Origin of the sequence: Paraburkholderia sp. BL6665CI2N2, assembly GCF_004366535.1 — a bacterium.
Taxonomy (GTDB): domain Bacteria; phylum Pseudomonadota; class Gammaproteobacteria; order Burkholderiales; family Burkholderiaceae; genus Paraburkholderia.
This window is the reverse complement of record NZ_SORC01000001.1, coordinates 1611212-1634346: the sequence shown is the minus strand read 5'-3', so window position 1 is coordinate 1634346 and position 23135 is coordinate 1611212. Positions and strand designations below refer to the sequence as shown.

General features: G+C 60.6%; 17 protein-coding genes. 2 read left to right on the top strand and 15 right to left on the bottom strand.

Features of this window, described 5'->3' with window-relative positions; genetic code table 11:
• Positions 1-150: 150 nt before the first annotated feature.
• Positions 151-1374 (top strand): GDSL-type esterase/lipase family protein, encoded by a 1224-nt coding sequence (locus B0G81_RS07310; protein ID WP_134134045.1) that lies wholly within the window; start codon positions 151-153, stop codon positions 1372-1374.
• Between the two features lie 40 nt (positions 1375-1414).
• Here the strand turns inward: B0G81_RS07310 and B0G81_RS43500 are convergent, their stop codons facing one another.
• The 6 genes from B0G81_RS43500 to B0G81_RS07285 all read right to left on the bottom strand — a co-directional run bounded on the left by B0G81_RS43500 (position 1415) and on the right by B0G81_RS07285 (position 9505).
• Entirely contained in the window at positions 1415-1582 is a 168-nt protein-coding gene (locus B0G81_RS43500; protein WP_158608185.1) for a hypothetical protein, read from the bottom strand.
• 844 nt (positions 1583-2426) lie between these two features.
• Positions 2427-4076, bottom strand: a complete 1650-nt coding sequence (locus tag B0G81_RS07305; RefSeq protein WP_134134044.1) for a hypothetical protein — start codon at positions 4074-4076, stop codon at positions 2427-2429.
• Positions 4077-4119: 43 nt separating this feature from the next.
• Complete coding sequence (glmS, locus tag B0G81_RS07300; protein WP_134134043.1) at positions 4120-5937, bottom strand: glutamine--fructose-6-phosphate transaminase (isomerizing); 1818 nt, start codon at positions 5935-5937, stop codon at positions 4120-4122.
• A 177-nt stretch (positions 5938-6114) separates the two neighbouring features.
• Positions 6115-6813: an FCD domain-containing protein gene (locus B0G81_RS07295; protein WP_134134042.1), complete on the bottom strand. Its 699-nt coding sequence runs from the start codon at positions 6811-6813 to the stop codon at positions 6115-6117.
• A gap of 181 nt (positions 6814-6994) precedes the next feature.
• Positions 6995-8131, bottom strand: a complete 1137-nt coding sequence (locus B0G81_RS07290; protein WP_134134041.1) for a glycosyltransferase — start codon at positions 8129-8131, stop codon at positions 6995-6997.
• Between the two features lie 312 nt (positions 8132-8443).
• Positions 8444-9505, bottom strand: a complete 1062-nt coding sequence (locus B0G81_RS07285; protein WP_166678931.1) for an EpsG family protein — start codon at positions 9503-9505, stop codon at positions 8444-8446.
• Positions 9506-9971: 466 nt separating this feature from the next.
• On the opposite strand from B0G81_RS07285, the gene B0G81_RS07280 reads away from it, so the two are divergent.
• Positions 9972-11147: a glycosyltransferase gene (locus B0G81_RS07280; protein WP_134134039.1), complete on the top strand. Its 1176-nt coding sequence runs from the start codon at positions 9972-9974 to the stop codon at positions 11145-11147.
• Positions 11148-11169: 22 nt separating this feature from the next.
• On the opposite strand, the gene B0G81_RS07275 is transcribed toward B0G81_RS07280, so the two are convergent.
• From B0G81_RS07275 to B0G81_RS07235, 9 genes are all read right to left on the bottom strand, one after another.
• Positions 11170-12192: a hypothetical protein gene (locus tag B0G81_RS07275; RefSeq protein ID WP_243856375.1), complete on the bottom strand. Its 1023-nt coding sequence runs from the start codon at positions 12190-12192 to the stop codon at positions 11170-11172.
• 19 nt (positions 12193-12211) lie between these two features.
• Positions 12212-12949: a DUF2334 domain-containing protein gene (locus B0G81_RS07270; RefSeq protein WP_243856747.1), complete on the bottom strand. Its 738-nt coding sequence runs from the start codon at positions 12947-12949 to the stop codon at positions 12212-12214.
• 38 nt (positions 12950-12987) lie between these two features.
• On the bottom strand, positions 12988-14178 hold the full coding sequence (locus B0G81_RS07265) for a glycosyltransferase family 4 protein (RefSeq protein WP_134134037.1): 1191 nt from the start codon (positions 14176-14178) through the stop codon (positions 12988-12990).
• Positions 14179-14248: 70 nt separating this feature from the next.
• Positions 14249-15373: a glycosyltransferase family 4 protein gene (locus B0G81_RS07260; RefSeq protein WP_134134036.1), complete on the bottom strand. Its 1125-nt coding sequence runs from the start codon at positions 15371-15373 to the stop codon at positions 14249-14251.
• Positions 15374-15425: 52 nt separating this feature from the next.
• Complete coding sequence (locus B0G81_RS07255) at positions 15426-16586, bottom strand: glycosyltransferase family 4 protein (RefSeq protein ID WP_134134035.1); 1161 nt, start codon at positions 16584-16586, stop codon at positions 15426-15428.
• Positions 16583-17950, bottom strand: coding sequence for a lipid II flippase MurJ (locus tag B0G81_RS07250; protein ID WP_134134034.1), 1368 nt, complete (start codon positions 17948-17950; stop codon positions 16583-16585). Before B0G81_RS07250 ends, B0G81_RS07255 begins: the two co-directional genes overlap by 4 nt.
• An 85-nt stretch (positions 17951-18035) precedes the next feature.
• The gene (locus tag B0G81_RS07245) at positions 18036-19067 is read right to left on the bottom strand and encodes an SDR family oxidoreductase (protein WP_134134033.1); all 1032 of its coding nucleotides are present in this window, start codon (positions 19065-19067) and stop codon (positions 18036-18038) included.
• A 77-nt stretch (positions 19068-19144) separates the two neighbouring features.
• Positions 19145-20422, bottom strand: coding sequence for a Vi polysaccharide biosynthesis UDP-N-acetylglucosamine C-6 dehydrogenase TviB (gene tviB / locus B0G81_RS07240; RefSeq protein ID WP_134134032.1), 1278 nt, complete (start codon positions 20420-20422; stop codon positions 19145-19147).
• A 92-nt stretch (positions 20423-20514) separates the two neighbouring features.
• Complete coding sequence (locus tag B0G81_RS07235) at positions 20515-22761, bottom strand: polysaccharide biosynthesis tyrosine autokinase (protein ID WP_134134031.1); 2247 nt, start codon at positions 22759-22761, stop codon at positions 20515-20517.
• Positions 22762-23135: the final 374 nt, after the last annotated feature.

The following is a 23135-nucleotide window of genomic DNA, read 5'->3' as shown; positions in this document are numbered from 1 at the left end:
TTATCTACCGCACCGAACGCATACACAAAAGAACGATTAAATCGGCAGACAGCGATCAAACCGCAAAAAGAGGATCGGGCTCGCGCTGTGCGATGCGTCTGCCACAGTCGTTGCACTCGCGGAAGCTCGGTCTTCCACAAGGAAAAGGACGTGAACCGATGGATTCCGGCGCTTCTTAAAGCGGCCCTGGTTCTTTGCATCGTGCTGCCCGATATAGTCAGCAAGGGCGTGCAAGGCGTCGAGACGTCCGCGCCCTGGATAGGCACGTGGTCCGCTTCGCCCTCCATCACCGACGATGCTGGCTTCAATAACCAGACGTTGCGGCAGATAGTGCACACCAGCATCGGTGGAGGATCGGCGCGAATCCAATTGTCGAACCTGTTCGGTTCAGAGCCGCTGGTGATTGGCGAAGCGCGAATCGCGCGGGGCGCTGGAGGTCAGGAAACGGTGGTCGGCAGCGACCGCGCGGTCACGTTCGGCGGTCAACCGAACGTGACGATTCCCGTGGGCGCTTCGGTCTTGAGCGACCCGGTCGCGTTCGAGGTTCCGCCGCTCGCCGATGTCGCTATCAGCCTCTATCTGCCCGTGCAGACGGCGCCGCGTTCGACCGGCCACGTCGACGGCCTGCAAGACATCTATATCGCCGCCGGAGACGTGGCCGCCGACCCGGTCTTTACCGGCGGAAACACGTTCTCCCCCGGCGGCCAGTCCTACTATTTCCTGACGAGTCTCGACGTGTTGAACCCCGCGGCGACCGGGGCGGTGGTCACATTCGGCGCTTCCATAACCGACGGTATCAAGTCGAGTGTCAACGCCAACCGGCGCTGGCCCAATCGCCTCGCGATCCGGCTGCAGCAGGCCGGCATGGCCGTGGGCGTGCTCAACCAGGGCATCAGCGGCAATACCTTCTTCACCAATAACGCCGGACAGGCTGGTCTCAAGCGCTTTGATCGCGACGTGCTCGAGCAGCCGGGCGTGGAATGGGTCGTCATCTCGGACGACGCAATCAACGACCTGAACACCGACACACCGCCCACGGCTCGCCGGTTGATCGGTGCATTGCGACAACTCATCGAGCGCGCGCATCGTGCCAACGTCAAGGCGATATGCTCTACGCTCACGCCGTTTGCCGCAACGGGATCCCTCGAAGCCGCGCGGCAGGACATTAACGCCTTCATCCTGAGTCCGACGAGCGGTTGCGATGCGGTACTCGACCAGGCGAAGGCCGTCAGCGACCCCGCCAATCCCGCTGTTTTGCTGCCGGCCTATAACAGCGGCGACAACCTCCATCCGAACGAGGCGGGCTTGCAAGCCATTGCCGACGCGATGGATCTGGGTGCGCTCACGGCCGGGGCGCCCGTCCAGGCGCCCTGATGGCGCGTGGGACGATCCACTGCTGCGCAGGCGAAACGACTTATTTACGCAAACATCTTCGATGTCCGCCCAGTTTTCGCGCTCCGGCGCCGCTCTTCATCATTTTCTTTCTACCGGGCGTAAAGAACAGGACATCCATCACCGCCAATAGCGAGAGCACGACAATCGCGACGAAAACAGCCGTCCCGATGATGCTCAAAAGTGCCATATGTCCTCCGTGAGTTGAGGGAAAGCCGATCGACGCGCACTTTATCATTCGGACGGGCGTGGCCGCGAATTGCAACGCTGCACGCTCCGCCACAACCGATCAGCCGGCTCGACCCTGCACTCTCGTATAACGCTCCATTAATTTGTTAGCAAGACACGCGGGGCCGGCCTGGCGTTCCTGTCCTGCCTACCGGATGCCGGCATCCGCCGGGCCGTCGCGTGAATTCCATTCATCAGAGTATACCCATAACGGCATTCAAAACTCTCGGATCGACGCCCATAAGCCGGGTTGTTTATCGTCCGCGCATTCCCGAGTAGTTTGATTTCTGTGTGCGCCGCGCCGCAGAAAGGGCTCGTCTTTCGCCTCAACATCGGCAGCAAATACTCAAAACGCGGGGGGACAAGGTGGCAATCAGTAAATTTGAGGCACCAGGTTGAGTCGCCTGGATTGAACGCTTTACCGCCGTTCACGCCCATAAATCAATTCCAATAAGCAGGCTCGCCATGTTCACATCAACCACAATTATTCTTATCGTTTGCGTATGGGTTACCGTCGTAGTCCTGCTTTGGCTGCTGGTTCGCCACGGTGCTCTACGAGAGCGCGCAGAATACGAAAGTCCGCCCGCAAATGGGCAGAAGGCGCGAGCCGCGTCCGAACGGCGCTATGGAGACGCCGCTAACGGCCACGCAGACTCACCCGAGTTTCGTGGGCCGTCCGGAAGAAAAAGAACACCGTGATCTGGATGGACGCCAATTGAAACAGCCCCGGCGTAATGCGGGGCTGTGCGCCATACGATCAACGGAAGATCCGGCGCCACGCGTCGGATACCGCGGTGAGTTGCTGACTATTTAGCGCGCTTCTTCATCCCGTCGATGAGCGTCAATCGCCCCGCCCGGTTGAACGTGTGCACGCGATCTATGCTTGCGTCCCAGTTGGCTTCGATCCGGCTTGCCGACGTTTCCTTATAGGTGGTTTCGTCGATAGCGTCGATACGTTGAAACGACAACGCGCGCCCGTATTTGCCACTGCAGTCCTGCGCGGGCCGATACCACTGCCCGTGATGTTCGAAAATGCTCCCCGCGGGACGAGCAGTTCTGATATCCGACACGATCGGGTTGCAGGGATGAGGATGCCAGTCCTTGCTCAACAGCGTCTCCGACCAGAACAGAAACAACTCGTCGGACAGCGGTGCGTGCTCGTTTTCGCGCATGCAGGCGAAGAGCCAGTATTTGCCGTCGTGACGCCAGATCGTCGTGTCCACGGCCATGACGTCATCCATCAGGTTCATGACGTGTTCCCACTGATCCGGGAACCTCGTGCACCGATAAAGCTCGATGGCCTTGCTCTCGTTAGTCTCCGGGATCATGTAGAGATCGCCGCCCTCCTCCAGCATGAATGGATAGGACAGGTGATAAGGCCGCTCCAGAATCTTTACGGGAGGCAGGATCGGCTGGTCGTTTGCATCGAAACGGATAACCGAGAGATGCCCCCTGTTCTTCGAGTATTCGAGTTCTTCGATAAAGACCGCATACTCGCCATTTCTTTCCACCACGAACGGGTCTGCCCAGAAGCGGTCCTTGGGCGGCAGCAGTTGCTTGAACTCGAAAAGACGCTCAGGGATTTGAGCGTTCTCGCCGAAGTGATACAGCAACATCCACTGTTCGAACTTGCGCAGCCCGCTTGCCTTCTTGGCGACGGTTCTCGCCATCAACTGACCAATGAACTTGCCGTAAGCGCCGCTGGTCGGCTCGGCGATCTTCTCGCCGGAATAAAACGCGGGTGGCGCATCAGCCTGCGTGTATTTCCGCCTGAAGTTGTCTTCGCCGATGTCCCTGAGCTCGCGCAACTTTCGCGGCGCGAACGAAAGCGTCTTCCAGTAGCAGTGGCTGCGATTCCGGTGAATCGACACCGGATAGGTCATCGACCATGATTTTTGCAACGTGTGCGGGCGTTCGCCTGCCCGGGTCTGAAACTGCAAGGCCGACGCCGTCGTTGTCCGGTCCAGAAGAATGTCCCACACGCCGACGGGTCCGTCACGTTCGACTATTTCATCGCCATGCCGGTATGACCATATTCCGCACGAAGCTGTATCGAAGATTTCGCCGCACGGCCGCAACGGGCCGAGCCGCAGAAATACGGTGATGCCATGCGTGGCGATTTTCGCGAGGTCGCGAGGATCGAAATGATCCCCGCATTCCTTGCTCTCCACCTCGACATTCAAGGTGGGCACTTCCGCCAGCGCCGAGGCCAGCGACTCTGTCTTGAACGCGTCGTGTCCAACCTTGACGAGGCGTTTGTCGAGCGCCATCCACAGCGACAAGGGCCAGGGACCGGCCTGCGAAGCAGTTTTCCTCCCCGGCCGCCGTTGGTACGCATATTTGACGACAAGGACGATCTCCATTCCCTGCTCGGCGGCAATTAGCCCTAGCATGTGATTCACCCAGGCCGGCAACGCCACGTCGTCGACGAGAACCCCAACCTTGATCGTGTTCATCGCTGATTGTCTTGATGGGTCGATATGCAACGTGCCCCGCGCCTCATTCCACCGTCACCGATTTCGCGAGGTTGCGCGGCTTGTCGACGTCGGTTCCTCGCGTGCACGCCGTGTGATACGCGAGCAGTTGCAAAGGCAGCACGTGCAGGATCGGCGACAGCGCCCCGTAGTACTCGGGCATCTGAATGACGCGCAGACCTTCCTCGTTCGACAGATTCGCATCGGCATCGGCGAACACGTACACCTGGCCCCTGCGGGCGCGAACCTCCTGAATGTTCGACTTCAGCTTCTCCAGCAAGCCGTCATTTGGCGCGGTCACGACGACCGGCATCGCATCGGTCACGAGCGCTAGCGGTCCGTGCTTCAGTTCGCCGGCGGGATAGCCTTCGGCGTGAATGTACGAAATCTCCTTGAGCTTCAACGCGCCTTCCAGTGCGATCGGAAAGTGCGCGCCACGGCCGAGAAAGATCGCGCTGTCCGTGCGCGCGATCTCGTGCGCCCACGCGATGATTTGCGGTTCGCGCGCCAGCACGCCCTGCAGCGCCGTGGAGAGGCCCGAGAGCTGCGAGCGGTAGTTCGCTTCCTGCTGCGCATCGACATACCCGCGTGAGCGGCCGAGCGTCACCGCGAGAACGAACAGCGCCACGAGTTGCGTGGTAAACGCCTTGGTCGATGCGACACCGATCTCGGGACCGGCTTGCGTGATGAACGACCAGCGCGACTGCCGCACGATCGCGCTCGTCGCCACATTGCAGATTGCAAGCGTGTGGTCCTGACCGAGCGATTGCGCATGCATCAGGGCGCCGAGCGTGTCCGCGGTCTCGCCCGATTGCGAAATCGGCACCACGAGCGTGTTCTTGCCCGGGATCGTTTCGCGGTAGCGGTATTCGCTGGAAATCTCGACCTGCGTCGGAATCTTCGCGATCGACTCGAACCACGCCTTGGCGGTCAACGCGGAATAGTGACTCGTGCCGCAGCCGAGCAGCAGGATGCGGTCGATCTGCGCGAACGCCTGCGGGTCGGTGGCCCCGAAAAGCGTGGCGTCGAACGCGCTGTTGCGGGGGAATGTTTTGGACACAGCCAGCGGCTGTTCGAAAATTTCCTTCTGCATGAAATGGCGATACGGCCCGAGCGCCGCCTCGGTGGGCGGATGGAGCAACGTGCGCGCCTCGCGCTCGACCGGCTGGCCGTCGCGGTTCATGATCCGGGTGCCGTTGTGGGACAGATCGGCGATGTCGCCGTCCTGCAGGAAGATGAACCGGTCGGTTACGTCGGAAAGCGCCAGCGGATCCGACGCAAGAAACGATTCCTTGCCGTTTATCCCGATCACGAGCGGCGAGCCATAGCGCGCCCCCACCACGCGCTCCGGCTCGGCCTTGCAGAAGACTGCGATCGCATACGCGCCGCGCAGCTCGCTCACGGCGCGACGCACCGCTTCCGCCAGATCGCCCTGGTAGTGACTGTGGATCAGATGGGCGATCACTTCCGTGTCCGTCTGGCTCGCGAATTCATAGCCCGCGCCGCTCAGCGTGATTTTCAGCGCCTCGAAGTTCTCGATGATGCCGTTGTGAACGATCGCGATCTCGTTCTGCGAGAAGATGGGATGCGCGTTCTGGGTCGCCGGCGCGCCGTGCGTCGCCCAGCGGGTATGAGCGATGCCCGTCCAGCCTTCGAGCCCCATCTCGCGGACCTCGCGATCCAGAGAACGAACGCGCGTCAGACTGCGCACGCGGTGTGGCGCGCCGTCTCGCAGCACCGCCACGCCGCAGGAGTCGTAGCCGCGGTATTCCAGCCGCCGCAAGCCTTCGAGCAATACCGGAACGACGTTGCGTTCCGCGATCCCAGCCACGATTCCACACATATTCCCCTCCGATGGTTTAGTCCGTTGCGCGACTCAACCGTGTTGGAATATCGCGTGGACTTCATAAAGCGTCTTCTCTTGCGCTACAGCGGCCCTTTGCTTCGCGCATCCTTATTCTAAATAGGCATCCGAATTAAATCGGCCGCCTCCAGACCCCGACATCGGCCGCCATCCAGCTCAAACCGTTTCCGCGAGCAGCTGGTCCGCGCTATGGCTGATGAGTTGCATCATCGCCGCCTTCGCGCCGTCCGCGTCGCCGAGTTCGATCGCGCGCACGACTTTGCCGTAATCGGCTATCCGCGCCTCGTACGCCAGCGCTTGCATGCGGGAGACCGGTTGCACGGACTTCAGCCCCGTCCGGACGATGTTGCCCATCTGGCTGAGCAAGCTGTCGCCGCTGGCGTCGATGATCGCCACCTGCAACGCGTCTTCGGCGGCCTTGCGCGCGACGGGATCCCCGCTTGCCTGCTGGAGATTCTGATACATGGCGGCGATAGCGATGCGCTGATGCCGGCTCGCCCGGGTCGCCGCGAACGCAGCCGCACGCGGATCGACGAGTTTGCGGAATTCGATCAGCCCGTGCAGATACTCCGGATCGGGCGTGGCGCGAAGCCGCCACTCGGCAACTTCATGATCGATGATGAGCCAGTCTTTCGTCGGCTTGACGCGTGTACCCGTTTTCGGCCGGACGTCGAGAATCTGGCGTGAAATCAGGATGCTGATCGCTTCGCGCATGATCGAGCGGCTCACGCCGAGCTTCTTCGACAGGATGACCTGCGGAGGCAGCATGTCGCCGTCGTAATCCCCGTTGATGATACCGGTCACCACCTGGTTGACCACTCGCTTGACTAGCGATGTTTCGTATCCGTGGTTCATTTTGTCTTCTCGTGGTCCTATGGGCGTTACCTGCAAGGTCCGTCTTTTCCCGGACCCCGGCCGCGGTTTTCAAGGCTTGTCCCCATGCCTTTGTATGTTCATATGGTGCATCGGGTTCCGCTCCCGCAACGTACGTCCTCACACACTGCCCGTGTAAATGAACGGAAATTGCAGCGCCGGGTCAGTGGCGCGGCTCCTCGGCCCCACGCGGCGCGACGACCGGCGCGTGTCCCGTGATCACCAGCCAGCGCGGCGTCCTGATGCGCACGATCGATACATAGACGTGAACGTAGATCGTGACGAAGGCGATAGTCGCCCCGGCGAGCGCGATAGGCGTGTCCCAGAAGAACGTGGCCGGCACGATGCTGACGAGGCTCAGCACCCACAGATAAACCGAGGTGCAGGAATTGCGCATCGCACGCCGGCGCAGATTGCCGCCGTCGATACCCTTTCGCACCACACGCCGATACACGAGCGTATGCAGATGAAGTCCGTCCGGAGCGCCCGCCGGCCTGCCGCGCACGATCCTGCGGCGATAGATGGAAAAGAGCGTCTCGAAGGTCGGATAGATGGCGACGGCCATCGCGTACCACGCCGACACGCCCGGGTTGCGCACGATCAGCAGGACCAGCAGCTCCGCCACGACGAAACCGATGAAATAAGCTCCGCCATCACCGAGGAAAACGGAAGGCACCGGAAAGTTCCAGAGCACGAAGCCGCCGATCGCGCCGATCATGGTCAGCGCCATGCTCATGACAAGCCAGTCGTTGACGCTGTGGGCCACATAACCGATCGAGGCGAAGATCAGCATGGTGACGACCGAGGCGAGTCCGTTGAAGCCATCGATGATATTGACCGCATTCGTCAGCCCGGCGACGCCGAGCATGGTGAAGCCGATCCCGATCGGCAGAATGCGCAGCCACTGATCGATAAGCGGCAAGTCCACCCGCGTGAGCGTGGCGTGCATCAGCAGGCAGGCCGCGAGCGCCGAAGCGAGCGCGCACAGCAGCCGCACGCGCGGGCTCACGCGCTTGGTCATGTCCTCGATCACGCCGCCTGCGAAGGCGGGCACAGCGCACAACAGGAGCAGCAGTTGACCGGTCCCCGGGGCGGTCGCCCACAGCGGCTGGATAAGCGCAACGACCGTGGCGGCGCAGGCAATGCCGACTCCGCCGATTCGCGGCACCGCATAGGCGTGGTTCTTCTGGATGCCCCGCAAGTCGTGGTCCATCGTAAGCGATCCGTGCAAGCCCGAACTTCGTACGATAAAAAAGATAACCAGGAATGAGACAACAAAGCCAAACGCAAGATTTAACATCTCGGTCTCCAACATAAACGTACGAATTTTTATTTTCTTGTCGCTTTAAAGCACATTTAGGACAAGGTTAGTGATGCACACCGTCTCTCACTTTGAGTCTTTCCTCTGTGGCATTCCCAACACAACCCGGACACGATCATTTTATGAGCCGACAAATAAGCGTAAATACGACGTGCCACGGCATACGCCGAATCAACTGATCGACGCAGCGGAATATGTCTATGAAATGATCATTGCCCGCTTTTGCACGCGCTCCGGGAGGAGGCGCGCTTCGTACCGGCAAGCATTACCTTGCGGCCAGCGGACAAGCGCTCAGAGAAAGTACTTATAAGTGTCCAGCAGATAATTCTTGTGAATGTCGTAAGTCAAAATAGCCAGGATAAATGCGACCATCCACAGGACCAGCGAATTCTTGATACGGATCTCCGGCAGCATGAAGGCCAACAGCAGCGGTCCATAGTAGACAATGCGCTGGGTCCCGAATGGATAGACGAAGAAGGAAATGATCAGGAACATGATCAGCCCGATATGCATGATCGCGATCTCATGAACGATCATTTCGCGCGCGATATGCTCGATATGCTTTCGACGCAGCACGATCACAAGCATCGGTACGATCAGATACAGAGCGAGCGAGATCAGGAAGTTCACGGTGAATTCTTCCTGCTGCGTGTATTCCTCGAGCCGGCGGCCGCCGAACCTGGCGAACAGCCACGCCGACGCCAGCGACATCGCGAGCGCCGCGCCGACCACGCCCACGATCGCCAGCGCCTTGCTTCGCTTCATGAGAAAGTGCGCGAGAATCAGGAACAAGGCCGGATACGCAAAGGTGGTGTGAACGATACTGGCGAGCAGCGCGCCTCGAACGGGTTGCTGCCGGCACATCGCGAAGTACATGGCGATCGACAGGGCGAAACCCTGACGGATCTGGAATAGACCGACCGTCGCCAGGCCGGTGGGGATCAGCGCCCACAAAAGCAGGCCGAGAAGCGGCCGGCGCGTCCGGCTAAGAGCAAGCGCCATCAGCACATTCAGCACGACGACCGTCACGCGCACCGCGGTGTCCGGTGAGAGGCCCAGTGAATCGAGGCCTAACACCCACAGCCGCCAACCGAGTTCATCCGTGATCGTCTTCACGATGAAAAATACCACCGACTGGCTGCTGGACCACAGATGAACGATCCAGAGCGGGTCGGCGTCCCTGAAGTACGCAACGTAATTGTCCTGATCGAGCAGCGTGCTCCGATCGCCGAGGGCGATCTTCAGGAGAATGAACGCCGACAACGCCAGGAATCCAAGCATGGAAGGCCGCAGCCACCGGTAGCCGATTGGATGGATCTGGAACTTGGAGTTGAGTTGTTCTGCCACTTTCATCCCTCTCTTGCCCGTCAGCTTGCCAATGCTGCGCAAACCGGAGGAGGTGCGTTGATTTTTATGCCGCTCACTCATGCTTTCGGCAAGCGCCGTTCAGCGGAGCGCGCTCAGTGACCGGTATTGCTATCTGGCCATTGAATGCTCTTGAAACTAACTTTGCCTTGTGCCCCTGCACGCTATCAGCTTTCGGTTGGACCTTACGAGCGGAACGGCACATAAGACTCGCATCGACTCGGAGGACGGGTCCATAGACTCGTATGCACAATAAATCGCATTCGGGAATGGCGAGCGACAATTGTCCCGGGCTGTGTTGGATGGCGAACGGTATGGCGACGGCTCGATCACTTAGCCTTCCATTATCCTTTCGTGATGACGGATATCGATCCGTGAAAGACACACGACACAGGCGGACCGGATTGAAATAGCAGCGGTTCTACGTCACCGAATGCCGTACCGTGCAAACAAAATGAAAATTGTCCATATTATTTCGGGACTCGGGGTAGGCGGTGCCGAAACGTTGCTTCTGAACCTGGTTTCGGAGTCCCGCATCGCCGGAGAGACGCACGTCGTCATCTCCCTGTCCGCCATCGACAAGATGGCCGACCGTCTGCGTGCGGCGGGTGCTGAAGTCAGGTTTCTGGGAATGCGGTCTGGCGTTCCGAATCCGCTGCTCCTGATTCGACTGGCAAGGTGGATCGTCGAAGCGCGCCCCGATGTCGTCCAGACCTGGATGTATCACGCGGATATTTTCGGCGGCGTGGCGGTGTTGCTGGCGCGGCTGATGTTCCGCCTCAGCAGGCAGCGCCATCGCTTCGTGCTCGTGTGGGGCATTCACCGGACCGAAGTGCCCACGCCCAAAGTCGGGCGCGTTCTGAATACGCTTGCACGAATGGGCGCGGCGACCTCGAACCGTTTGCCGGATTCGGTCATTTGCTGCGCCAACGCGTCGTTCAGAACTCACGTCGAATACGGCTACGAGCGCACGAAGATGCGGGTGATACATAACGGCTTCGATGTCCGCAAGTTCGTGCCGGACGCCACCGCAAGGACTGCGCTGCTCAATGAGCTCGGCCTGCCGCCGAATTCCATATTGATTGGAATCGTAGGACGCTCCAATCCCGCCAAGGATTACGATAACTTTCTGCGCGCGGCCGCGATGCTTCATCAGCGTGTGCCGGAATGCCATTTCATCATGGTCGGCAAGGACGTCGACACCAACAACAAGGCGCTCGCACGCACGATGAACGAGCTTGGCCTGGGCGGCGTCTGTCACTTGCTGGGCGCCCGGAATGACCTGCATCGAATCATGCCGGCGTTCGACATGCTATGCCTCTCATCCCGAACGGAAGGCTTGCCCACGGTCGTGGGCGAAGCGATGGCCTGCAGCGTTCCATGCGTGGTCACGGACGTGGGCGATACCGGCCAACTGGTCGGCGACACCGGTCTGGTTGTTCCGCCACGCGATCCCGTCAGTTTGTCGGACGCGCTCGAACAGATGGCGACGTTGAGCCTGGAGCAACGCAAGACACTGGGACGGCTGGCGCGCGAGCGGATCGTCGAGTCCTTTTCGATTACGGTGTGCTGGCAACAGTACCGGGACATGTACACGACATTGCTACGCGCCAAAGGTGTGACGCGTTGAGCGTCGCACCGCTCGCAAGCGGCTAGCGGACGATGGTGGGATTCGTGATATCGATCTTCGGCCCGGCACGGTCGTAGTCGGCGCTGACAAAGGCGTCTCGCCTCGGGCGAATCCACGTCGGCGAATTGCTCGTGATATAGCCGGTAACCACGCTGCCTTTCATCTTCAATCCGGATACGCTGAAGGCCGCTTCCCTGCTGTCTTCGTCCTTGTGTCCGCTGATCACGACGCTGACGTTCTTTTCCCGGCTGCCCGGCAGTGCCTCCAGATAGACCAGAATGCCGAACTGGCAGTGCCGCGTGGTCGGATTCACAATCCGGATGTTTTCCACGATGTCCGTGTTTGCGTTCGGCTCGATATCCAGTCCGGCGGAAGGAAGCGTGCCGGCTATGTTTTCCCACACCGGACTGTCGAACAGAATATTCTTGCCGCTGATAATCGACACACCTTGCCGACGGCAACCGGACGCGTAGTGATTCATGACCCGGACGTCGCTCGAATAGGGCAACCCGTTGCCGAAGCTGTTGGCAATATAGATGCCATCTCCCCAGCAGTTGATCGTACTGGGCGACAGTATCGTCACATCCGTGCTTCCGGCAATGGAAATGCCCATACCCCACTCTCCGCCCTTCACGGTGTTCAACTCTTTACTGCCGTCGAGGCGAGGATTTTCCAGCACCACGTGCCGCACGTCCCAGACACGGATGACCTCGTAGTTTTGCGTGTCGTGAGGAAGCAGTTTGATCGAGGCGCCGGGCGCGAAACGCACGCGGCTGTTAGTGCGCATATGCAGTCCTTCGGCGTCGATCCTGCATGGGCCCGTAATGACCAGCGTCTTGCCGACGGAATTATCGACTGCCTTCTGAAGCGCGGCGCGGTCGTTTGTCGTGCCGTCCGCCTTGACGCCGAACGATCGGTCGATGACCTCGTCGGGCGCGACATGCTTGTTGGTCACGACGTCGGCCACCGCAGCGAGAGGTCGCGTGATCGCACCCACCATGCTGCTGAGGAGAAAGGCATTGACGGCTCTCCGGCTGTTGCGCACCGTGCACCTCATCAAGAGTTCAGCCCCTCAAGCGGCGCATGGCGCGCAACGGGGTAGAGGTTAAAAAGCGCATCGCCATCGCGACGCCCGGGACAGGTGTTCTGACGCTCGCGGCCTCTTCAAAGGAAATGAACCGCGAGCGGTTCTTCTTCACGAATCCGACAATCCTGTCGATCTCGGCTTCGCTGAGCGTATTGACATGCAAGCAGATGGAATACACGCCGAAACCAAAGTGCAGCGGCGTTGCGAACAACTGCGGCACCGCAGTCAGGGCGCCGAATTTGTACGGATAGACGCCGCAGCCGTCCGTCAGATATTTGAAGTCCAGATCGGCCAGTGCGCGGAGCGTCGCTTCATCGAACGAATGGGAAGGCGCCATGAATACCGGTTGCCAGACGCCCTGTTGCTGAAGGATCGTCTTTCCCGCCTGCAACTTGGCGAATTGCTCCTCGTAGGAGAGACCGGCCAGCTCCGATTTACTGCCGAGACGCAACAGCCCAGGGTGCTCGGTGACGTACTGGTGGGTGTAGCCGTGCTGCGCGATGCTCCAGCCGCGATCGACCCAACCGCGGACCGTATCCCAGAACGCGTCTCGCGCCGGCTCGACGACGAGCGTCTGATCGAGACAGTTCGGCACGATGCCGACGAGCAGCGGCAGGTCCTGGTCCATGGAAAGCTCATCGAAGGGATCGAATCGCGACCACGCCATTTCCGGCGTAATGTCATCGAAGCGCAGTATGAATTTCGGAACGACCATGGCCACTCGATCTCCTTCAGGATGTTTCGCTGAAACCGTCAAATCTGCCGCTCGCGCTGACTCGCCACTACGACTTCGCGAGGCGCCGGGTCGAGCAATTCGCTATACACCCGCAACGTCTTGCTGATCACGATCGACTCGTCGAATTCACTCAGCGCCTTGGCTTGAGCCGCGAGGCCGAGTTTCCGGCAAAGCTTGCGATCGTCGTCGAGCAGGCGAATCGCGTTGGCCAGTGCCACGGCATCGCGCACCGGAATGAGCAAGCCGTCTTCGCCCGTCGCGCTGACGACTTCACGGCAGCCGGGGACATCGGTGGTGATCAGCGGCAACGCGCACGCGGCCGCTTCGATCAGCGTCTTGGGCAAACCCTCCCGATAACTCGGCAGCACCACGACGTCCACTTCGGACAGCAGCTTCGGCATATCGCTGACATGGCCCAACCACGTGAGAAGTCCGTCGTTAGCCCAGCCTTCGACGAGCTCGCGGGGAACAGAGGCGGGATTGCCATCGTCGGGGGAGCCGGCGAGCAGAAACCGCACCGAGCGGTTTTCATCTCTCAGTGCCCGGGCCGCCTCGACGTATTCGGCAATCCCTTTGTCCCACAACAGGCGAGCAGCGAGCACGACCCGCAACGGAGCCTGCGTGTCTTCATCAGTTTCCGGCCGGGCTGAGAAACGCGAACAGTTCACGCCCGAGCCCTTGATCAGCTGTATGGAGCGGTCGTCGACAATTCTCGCCCGTTTGAAAATCGCGACGTCGTCGGGATTCTGCAGAATCAGCGCATTGCGCCGGCCGTTAAGCGCGGAGCGCATCAGTTGGCGCACGATAGGCCGCAGCACGCGGGCTTTCAAATCCCGGCTCGTGAAGACGTAGCCCATGCCCGCCACGGCGTTGATCCGCGCGGGCACGCCGGCAAGCTTGCTCGCGAGCGAGCCGTACACCGCGCTCTTGATCGTGAATCCGTGGACGAGGTCGGGCTTTTCGCGGCGGAGAAACCGGACAATCCATGCGAGCACACCGACTTCGCGCAACGGATTGAGACTGCGGCGATTCATCGGCACGGCGTGCCAGCTGAAGCCGAGTGCCTGCAGCTTCGGTCCGAATTCTCCCGGCGGCGACAGCAGGACCACTTCGTATCCGTCTTGTCGCAGTCGCTGCGCCAGCGAGAGCCGGAAGTTGTACAGATACCAGTCGGTGTTGGCAAAGAGAACTACTTTACGTCCGTTCATGTCCGCTCCTGAATCTCTGAGCTGTGTGTAAATACGGCAGATCACGACCGCAACCATGCCGTTGGGTTATTCAGTGCGCCGACTCAGCAGCCTTCGCACGCGCCCCAACCCGTTCGAACAACTGGTCCCAGATTTGCAACACCGCCTTCAACGAATAGCGTTCCCGTACCGAGACGGCGGCCTTCCTGCCCAGTTCGGCGCGCAACGGGTCGTCCGAAATCAGCCGGCGTAACGCGGCAGCCATGGAGTTCGCGTCGCCTGGCGGAATGAGCAGGCCGTCCTCGCCGTTGCGCGTCAATTGCCGCGGTCCGCTAGGGCAGTCGAACGACACGACGGGCAGTCCAAGCGCCATGCCTTCCATCAGCGCCATGGGCAAACCTTCATGGCTCGACGACATTGCAAAGACCTGTCCCTTGGCCAGTTCGCTCCACGGGGTCAGCGTGCGGCCCGGCAGGAAAATCCGCTCGCCCATGCACAGTTGCTCGATCTGAGCCTCCAGCGCCTCGCGCTCCGGTCCTTCGCCCCAGATCCACAAGTCCCAATCAGGCCACTCGTGGGCGAGCAGTGCAAAGGCGCGGATCAGCAAATCGAACTGCTTCGTCCTGTTGAGCCGTCCGAGCGAAATGACGCGTTTGCGTGGCGTAGCCGGTTGGCGTTGCTGGAGGAACAGTCCATCGGGCAGCGGATTGGGCATCACCGCGATGTCCTTCATGCCCGGCACGACTTTCCTGAACGGCGCGACTACGTCGTCCGTCAGCAGCGTCAGCAGATCGGCCTTCGGATAGACAAACCGGCACAGCAGTCGCCATAACAACGAACGGTTATCGGCAAGAGGATTCGTGTGCTCGCTCACGATGATGGGAATGCCGAGCCCGCGCGACGCGAGAATCGTCGCGACATTCACATTCGTCAGGAACGAGACGATCACGTCCGCCCTGCTTTCGCGCATGAGGGCACGCAAGGCCGCCATGCGCTGGATAAAGTTGAGCGGTCCGCGGCCGCGCCGCTTCACCAGGTCAGCCAGGTAGACGAACTTCACGGCCGGTGAAACGGGGTAGTTGCAGGCGCCGCGGCCGGAATACGTGGCGACGAGCGTGACCGAGTCGCCGCGCTCGACCCATGCGTTGACAAGCGTCGCGGCGACGCTTTCGGCACCGCCATCCTGCATCGCGCTAATGAACAAGACGATATTCATGAACGGTCCGGATTCGGCCCATGTGATTGATGGAAGGCAAAGCGCCCAGTACTCATTCCGTCGCCCGTACGGAAGGACGCTCAACGAGTCCCGAAGGTTTCGCGCCGGTTTGCGTGAACACGTCGCGCCACATGGAGAACACCCTCGCTACCGAGAAGCGATCGACGACAGCACGCGCGCGCGACGCCATCAGCGCGCGGGTCTCGTCGTCTTTCATCAGGATCGACAAGGCATCGGCGAGTGCCTGCGGATCGCCGACCTGACGAACCAGCAGGCCGTCATGGCCGTGCGTGATGATGTCGCCAGGGCCGGCATCGCAGTCGAAGCTCACCACCGCGCAGCCGCTTGCCATCGCCTCGACGATCGTCATCGAGAAGCCTTCGAAGCGCGAGCTCAGAACGTAAAGGTCCGCACGCTCGTACCAGTCAGGCATATTGCCGACCTGACCCGGCAGCAGCACGCGATCGCCCAAGCCCGCCGCCGCGACTTGTGCAGTGAGTGCGCGCCGGTCATCGCCATCGCCGAGAATGACGAGATCCCACGCGGGAAAATCGCTCGCGATCCGGCCGAAGGAATCGATCAGGATATCGAAGCCCTTCTGTTCGGCCATCCGTCCCGCCGCGAGCAATACGCGACGCTGTGCGCCCACGACCGCCTGCGGCGAGACGAGCGGTTCCACAACGGGAATCGGCAGCGAGATCGAATTTGGAATGACGGTGACCCTTTTGCAATGGCAGTGCTCCTGCAGCCATAGCCTGCTTTTCTCCGTCAACGCGACCACCTTGTCCGCGAACGGGTAAGTCCAGCGGCGCAGGCATTCCCAGAATCTGCCTTCGAACAGCATCGGCGGATGAATGTGCTCGGTTGCGATGACCTTGCACGGCAAGCCCAAGCCGGCCAGGATCGCCAGAATCGACGGCCTCGTCTCGATGCCGAGCACCACGTCCGGGCGCACCTCTTTGAGCACGCGCCGCAATGCCAGCATCCGCCGCGCATTCGCGACGACGGCGCTCGCCGGGCCGTTAGTGGCGCCCGCGAGATCGAGCGTTATTCGCTTGCCCGAGTCGTGCAGCGAATAAAAGTCGCTCGCGGTAGAGGTCAGCGTCACGACACAGACTTCCTGACCTTGTGCCGCCCATTCGCTCGACAGGTTCATGGCCACGCGTTCCGCGCCGCCGTAATGCAGTGAATGGATGAACAGCAGAATCTTCATAGCGGACCTGCCTTTTTATTCTCTAATGATCCGTGTGACAGCGTGAGAGACAGATAGCAAACGAACGAACTGGCGCCCATGACACCGGTTGCAAGGACCACCCCCGTAATGCCGAGCCAACGAATCAGGAAAAAATTCGCGACTGCCTTTACTGCAAAGTTCACGACCGCGATCAACGCCATTGCCTTGAAGCGACCTTGGCTCGCGAAGAGCTGCACCAGCACCAGTACCGAGAAATAGAAAGGAATCTGAATCAATCCCCAGCGAAACAGACTGGACACCGCCAGCGTATCGGCCGCGCTAAAGGCGCCGCGCTGAAATAGCAGCTTCACGACGAACGGGGCGAGAAGCCACGCCACCAACACCACCACGCCGCTGATGGCCAGCATGAACAGCGACCACTTTAGCGCGATGCTTCGGGCACGAACGTTATCTCCTGCACTCAACAGCTCGGATAAAACCGGCAAGGTCGCCCGGCTGATCGCTACCGCGCCCATGCTGACCAGCAAGCCGAGCACGCGGCTCGCATAGCCGAGCGTCGCGATGTTGCCGTCGCCGAGACCGGCCACGAAATACTGATCCAGCGGTGTGGCCAGACTCATCACGAGCTGGCCGATCATGAACACGCCGACCGCGCGATACATGTGCGGCCACTGCGGTGAGCTGAGAGAAAAGCTGAGTCGCGCGCGGATCTGATCGGCGCGCCCGGAGAGCACACCCAATAGCACTGCCTGGAGGATGAAGCCGAGCGTGCTGCCCCAGATCAACGGCGCCGGCGAGCTTGCATCGTGCCAGACGAGCACGAAGCCCAGCAGCACGAGTGCCGGTACGCACTCCAGCAGCGTGTTGACGTGCTTTTCGCGCGCCTGCAGGCGGGCCGCATAGACGCAGATCGTCAGCATGACGATGCCGACCGGCGCCATGCCGAGCATCATCCTGCGCGACATCACGCGGGTTTCTTCCGACAGGTTGCGCGCCATCAGGTCGAGCGCATACGGCCAGGAGAAATAGAGAAGGACCGCGAACGCCACGCCGACGACTATCGCCATCACGTCGAGTTCGCCAAGAAACTTCGCCTGCTCCTTTTTGGGCCTCGAACGCAGCTCGACCAGCGCCGGCACGAGCACGACGCTCAGCACAGCAACGAACGTGGCCGGCAGCCAGGTGATCAGCGTGAGCGTGAGCTGATAGGCATCGACGACATTGCTGATGCCATAGCGATACGCGATCGCCATTTCCTTGAGCGCGCCCGCCGATTTGCCGATGAGCGCGAACATGGAAACCCAGACCGCACTGCGTGCGATCCGGCTATGGTCAGGATGAATCTGCGCAAGACGGTTTCGCCAACCTGCGATCTGAGACATTGACGTTACCGCCTTAAAAGAATCGGCGCGCCGCGCATGAGCCTGTCATGCCGAGTGGGCCGGTGAGCTTGGGCGACTGAAGGCATTACCGTTTCGATACGAATTCGATGTACCAGGGCATCGCTCTGGACAAGCCTTCGACGAAGGGGATTTTGTTTTCATAGCCCAGAAGCCGTTCGGCCTTATCGACATTGGCCTGTGAATGCCTGACATCGCCGGCGCGAAACGGGCCGAACACCGGACGCCTGTCGCAGCGCACGCCGTTGTCGGAGAGCACGGCCCGCAAGCCGTCGTAGAGCTGGATCAAGGTCGTGCGATCGCCGACGGCAACGTTGTACACCTCGTTCCTGGCCGGCTCGTCCGACATCGCCGCGAGGATGTTCGCCTGCACCACGTTGTCGACGAAGCAGAAGTCCCGGCTGGTTTCGCCGTCGCCATTGATCAGGACGTCGTCGCCGGCAATCAGCGCCGCCGTCCATTTGGGAATGACCGCGGCATACGCGCCGTCCGGATCCTGGCGCTTTCCGAATGCATTGAAGTAGCGCAGGCCGATCGTCTTGAAGCCGTACGCACGAGCAAACACCGACGCGTACAGTTCATTGGCGTACTTGGTGACGGCGTACGGCGAAAGCGGCTGGCCGATCTGGTCTTCGACTTTCGGCAAGCCTGGATGGTCGCCATACGTCGAGCTCGACGCGGCATACGTGAAGCTCGACACCTGCGCATCGCGCGCGGCCACCAGCATATTGAGGAAGCCGCTGATGTTCACCTCGTGGGTCGCGATCGGGTCGGCCACCGAACGCGGAACCGAACCCAGCGCCGCCTCGTGCAGCACGTGATCGACGCCATGAACGGCGCTCACGCAGTCTTCCAGCCGGCGGATATCGCCTTCAATGAACCTGAAGCGCTTCCATTGCTCCGGCGAAACGACGGAGCGCACTTCGTCGAGATTGCGCTGGTAGCCGGTGGAAAAGTTGTCGAGTCCGACCACGGTCTGATCGAGCTTGAGCAGCGCCTCCAGCAGATTCGAACCGATGAAACCGGCCACGCCGGTAATCAGCCACTGCTGCGGGCGTCCGGCAAGTTGTTGCCGTATTGTGTCGTAGCGATCTGGCATCAGTGCCTCCGGATCAGATGAGGAAGCCATCACGTCGCGATGGCGTTGCGTGCGATGTGCGCGGCATCTGGCATGGGTTAGAGACGCAGATCGCTGGCCTCGGGAGGCAGCAGGTATTTCAGGTCGTACAACACATGCTCGGGCTTGCCGAAAACGCGAATGGCTTCCACGCCCAATTCCAGGAACCGGCTGTGCGCGACGGCCAGGATCGTCGCGTCGTAGACACCTTTGGCGGGATGCTCGATCGGGTCGAGGTTGTGTTCGCGACGGGCGTCTTCTTTCGAGACCCATGGATCGTAGACATCGACTTCAACGCCGTACTCGCGCAGCTCGGCAACAATGTCGACGACCTTGGTGTTGCGCAGGTCCGGACAATTTTCCTTGAAGGTCAGCCCCATGATCAGCACGCGAGCCCCGGAGACGCCGATCTGCCGCTTGGTCAACGCCTTCACGAGCTGCGACGCGACGTACCCGCCCATGCTGTCGTTCAGACGCCGGCCGGCGAGGATGATCTCCGGGTGATAGCCGATCGCCTGCGCCTTGTGCGTCAGATAATACGGATCGACGCCGATGCAATGGCCGCCCACCAGACCCGGCCTGAATGGCAGAAAGTTCCATTTGGTTCCGGCTGCCAGCAAGACCGACTCCGTGTCGATTCCCATCTTGTTGAAGATGATCGACAGTTCGTTGATCAGCGCGATGTTGACGTCGCGCTGCGTGTTCTCGATGACCTTGGCCGCCTCGGCCACGCGAATGCTGCTCGCCTTGTGCGTGCCCGCGACGATGATCTCGCGATACAGCTGATCGACGAGTTCGGCGGTTTCCGGCGTCGATCCCGAAGTGACCTTGCGGATATCCGTCACGCGGTGTGCCTTGTCGCCCGGATTGATGCGCTCCGGACTGTAGCCGACAAAGAAATCCACGTTGAATTTCAGCCCCGAGACCCGCTCGAGAACCGGCACGCACTCCTCTTCCGTCGCACCCGGATAGACGGTCGATTCGTAGATGACCACGTCGTTCTTTTTCAGCACGCCGCCGATGGTTTCGCTGGCGCCGATCAAGGGCCTGAGATCGGGCCGCTTGTAATCGTCGATCGGCGTCGGAACGGTTGCGATGTACACGTTGCAGGCATTCAGTTCCTGCGCATCCGACGTGAACGTCATGCCGGTGGCAGCGGCCAGTTCTTCATTGCAGACTTCGAGTGTGACGTCCCGTCCTTCACGCAGCGCCGAAATGCGGGCGCCGTTGATGTCGAAACCCACTACCGGGCGATGCTTGCTGAACTCCACCGCAAGCGGCAAGCCGACATAGCCCAGACCGATCACGGCGAGTTTCAGCTCGTTTAACGAATGCATGATTCTTGCTCCCCTTTATTATGGATTCGCGTCTTTGTCCGAACCCCGGGCGCGATTCAGCAGCACTGAATCTGTGCCCGGAGCCACGCGCGTTATTTCGTCGTGGCCGAATCGGAGTAGTAAGCGTCGTATGCGTAGCCGCCGTACCGGCGCGACTGAGAGTAATTGCCGCGGCTCACCTTGAATCCGTTCAGCAGAATGCCTTCGACTTTCGAACCCGTTTGCGCCAGACGCTTGACCGATTCCGAGATCTCTCCAGCGCGCGTATCGGCGAAACGCGCGACCATGAAGATCGAATCGGCGACCGGCGCCATGGTCACCGTGTCGGACACGGCGAGAATGGCGGGCGCGTCGAGCAGCACAATGTCGTACTGTTCCGAAGCGGCGCGAATGGTTGCCCTGAAATTGGCGCTCAACAGCAGTTCGGCCGGGTCGTGCGGATACTCGCCGCACTGCAGGACGTCGAGATTCGGCAGAACGTCCTTGTGCACCGTCTCTTCGAGCGAACGTTCGCCCGTGATCAGATCGGCCAGGCCCGCGCCGCGTTGCAAGCCGAAGTACTGGTTCAGATGGCCGCGACGCAAGTCGCCGTCCACCAGCAGCACACGCTTGCCGCCCGAGGCGAGCAAGGTGCCGAGATTGGCAGACAGGAACGACTTGCCGATACCCGGCAGCGGCCCCGCGAGCATCACCACGTTGTTGCGCTCGCCGTTCAAGGCGAATTGCAGTGCTGCCCGCATCGTGCGCAGTGCTTCGACAGCCGGGTCCATCGGGTAGCGGAAAGCGAGAGCCAGTTTCTCGGGGCCGCGGATCGCCATTTTCTGCGTCAGTTGCTCCTGCTGGGCACTGACCGGAATCGTCGCGTACACAGTCAGGCCGGTGCGCGATTCCAGCTCTTCCGGATCGGCCTCGCCCTTGAACAGATAGTCACGCAGGAAGGCCAGCCCGATAGCGACGAACAGCCCCAGCACTGCCGAAATCAGCAGCACGAGCGTTTTTGCCGGCTTGACCGGGCGCTCGGGGACGTCCGCGGTATCCAGCAACTGCACCGAAGCGGACTGACCGGCCTTGACCAGCCGCAGCGTGTCGATGTTGCTGCGCAGCGCCGAGTACATGTCGGAGCTCATGCGCATGTCGCGCATCAGACGTATCGCACCTTGCTCCGCCGACGGCATGGACTTGACGCGTGCCGCGAGACTCTCGACGTACTTGTTGGTGCTGGCGATCTGCTGATCGATCGCCACCACGCTCGGGTGCTCGGCGGTCAGGTGAGCCATGAGGTCCTGACGCTGACGCTTCAGGTCATAGAGGCGCGAGTCCGCTTCCGTAGCCTGGCGCAGGATGAGCCGGCTTTCCTCGTCCGCATCCAGCAGGCCGTGACTGTTGCGATAGGTGTTGTAGGCTTCTTCCGCCTGCTCCATCTGGCGCTTCGCGCCCGGCAGCTGCTGCTCGAGGTAGTTCAGCGATTTCTCGGCGTTGGCACCCTTCTCGTTCACGTTCTGGCGCACATACACCGCGCCGATATCGTTGAGGATGTTGGTCACGAGAACCGGATCACGGCCTTCGAGCATGACGCCCAGCACATTCGACTTGTTGCCTTGTTCGTCGACCTGAAGGCCCTTTTGCAGCTGTTCGAGAGCCTGCTGACGCGAGTGGCGCGTGAGCTTGAACTCCGCCCCGCTCTCGCCGTCGATCTTGCTCACGAGCAGATTGACCGGCCCGTGGCTGGTTTCGAATTGCTCGTCGACGCCCACGCGTCCGGTGACCGGCTGTTCCAGTCCCGGCCCGCGCAACTGGTACTGGCCGCCGGTCAGTGCGGTGACGGTGTACGCGTTGCCTTCCTGCTTCCTCGGCACTTCGAAGGTCGACACGCTGATCGATTCGTCACCCCAGACGAAGCCACCCCAGCCGAAGATGCCGGGCGTCATGCGCGAGTCGGTGTGGCGCGCGATCAGGCCGCCGAGCACCGGCAGGCGCTTCGGCTCGGCTTCGATGTAGAGCTTGAGGTAATCCACCGTCTGCATGGCGATGGCTTTCGACCTCAGGATCTGCATTTCGCTTTCGGCCGAAGACTTCTCCTGGAACAGCGACGACGCATTGCGCACCAGATCCTTCGAATCCGGCAGTGCGGTTGGCGAATTGTCCTCCACCCTGATCGAAATACTGGCTCGATAGATAGGCGTAGCACAAAACGCGTACAGCGCGCCCACCAGAATGAATGCCATTGTTATAGCGGCGATCATTTTTCGGTGATTAATCAACGTATCGATGATCGATCCAGGATCGAATTCGTCGTTACGTTCGGATAATCCCTCTGACGCTTGATATTTGAGTTTCATGGGCACGTCTCGTCACGTGGTTTTATTTGACCGCTCAGGCAAGCGGATTCGAACGAGGGAAATGTGCGATTAACGGTATTGGTCCTTTCCCTGACGCAACAGTACGCATAAGGCCGAACCAAGTATGCGCGGTAGTGCACACAAAAAATCCCGGACTTTATTCGCTATAAGCGACTTGCAGAGGGCGGCGGGAAGCGGGAAACGCATTTTTTAAAATAAGGGAAAACCACAAAATGTCCGACCAGACGGGTTCGTGTTTTCACGCAAGGCGAAGGAGGATCGCCACGCCGGATTGCGCGATCGACAGCGGGCGCGGATCGCCGGCCTCGTTGAGGATCATGATCCGCGTTGATTTGCTCCGCCATTAGCGATAC

Bases quoted from the DNA above. Each gene is read 5' to 3' on its own strand.
- B0G81_RS43500 (WP_158608185.1), bottom strand. From the start codon at position 1,582: ATGGCACTTTTGAGCATCATCGGGACGGCTGTTTTCGTCGCGATTGTC.
- B0G81_RS07305 (WP_134134044.1), bottom strand. From the start codon at position 4,076: ATGAACACGATCAAGGTTGGGGTTCTCGTCGACGACGTGGCGTTGCCG.
- glmS (WP_134134043.1), bottom strand. From the start codon at position 5,937: ATGTGTGGAATCGTGGCTGGGATCGCGGAACGCAACGTCGTTCCGGTA.
- B0G81_RS07295 (WP_134134042.1), bottom strand. From the start codon at position 6,813: ATGAACCACGGATACGAAACATCGCTAGTCAAGCGAGTGGTCAACCAG.
- B0G81_RS07290 (WP_134134041.1), bottom strand. From the start codon at position 8,131: ATGTTAAATCTTGCGTTTGGCTTTGTTGTCTCATTCCTGGTTATCTTT.
- B0G81_RS07285 (WP_166678931.1), bottom strand. From the start codon at position 9,505: ATGAAAGTGGCAGAACAACTCAACTCCAAGTTCCAGATCCATCCAATC.
- B0G81_RS07280 (WP_134134039.1), top strand. From the start codon at position 9,972: ATGAAAATTGTCCATATTATTTCGGGACTCGGGGTAGGCGGTGCCGAA.
- B0G81_RS07270 (WP_243856747.1), bottom strand. From the start codon at position 12,949: ATGGTCGTTCCGAAATTCATACTGCGCTTCGATGACATTACGCCGGAA.
- B0G81_RS07265 (WP_134134037.1), bottom strand. From the start codon at position 14,178: ATGAACGGACGTAAAGTAGTTCTCTTTGCCAACACCGACTGGTATCTG.
- B0G81_RS07260 (WP_134134036.1), bottom strand. From the start codon at position 15,373: ATGAATATCGTCTTGTTCATTAGCGCGATGCAGGATGGCGGTGCCGAA.
- B0G81_RS07255 (WP_134134035.1), bottom strand. From the start codon at position 16,586: ATGAAGATTCTGCTGTTCATCCATTCACTGCATTACGGCGGCGCGGAA.
- B0G81_RS07250 (WP_134134034.1), bottom strand. From the start codon at position 17,950: ATGTCTCAGATCGCAGGTTGGCGAAACCGTCTTGCGCAGATTCATCCT.
- B0G81_RS07245 (WP_134134033.1), bottom strand. From the start codon at position 19,067: ATGCCAGATCGCTACGACACAATACGGCAACAACTTGCCGGACGCCCG.
- tviB (WP_134134032.1), bottom strand. From the start codon at position 20,422: ATGCATTCGTTAAACGAGCTGAAACTCGCCGTGATCGGTCTGGGCTAT.
- B0G81_RS07235 (WP_134134031.1), bottom strand. From the start codon at position 22,761: ATGAAACTCAAATATCAAGCGTCAGAGGGATTATCCGAACGTAACGAC.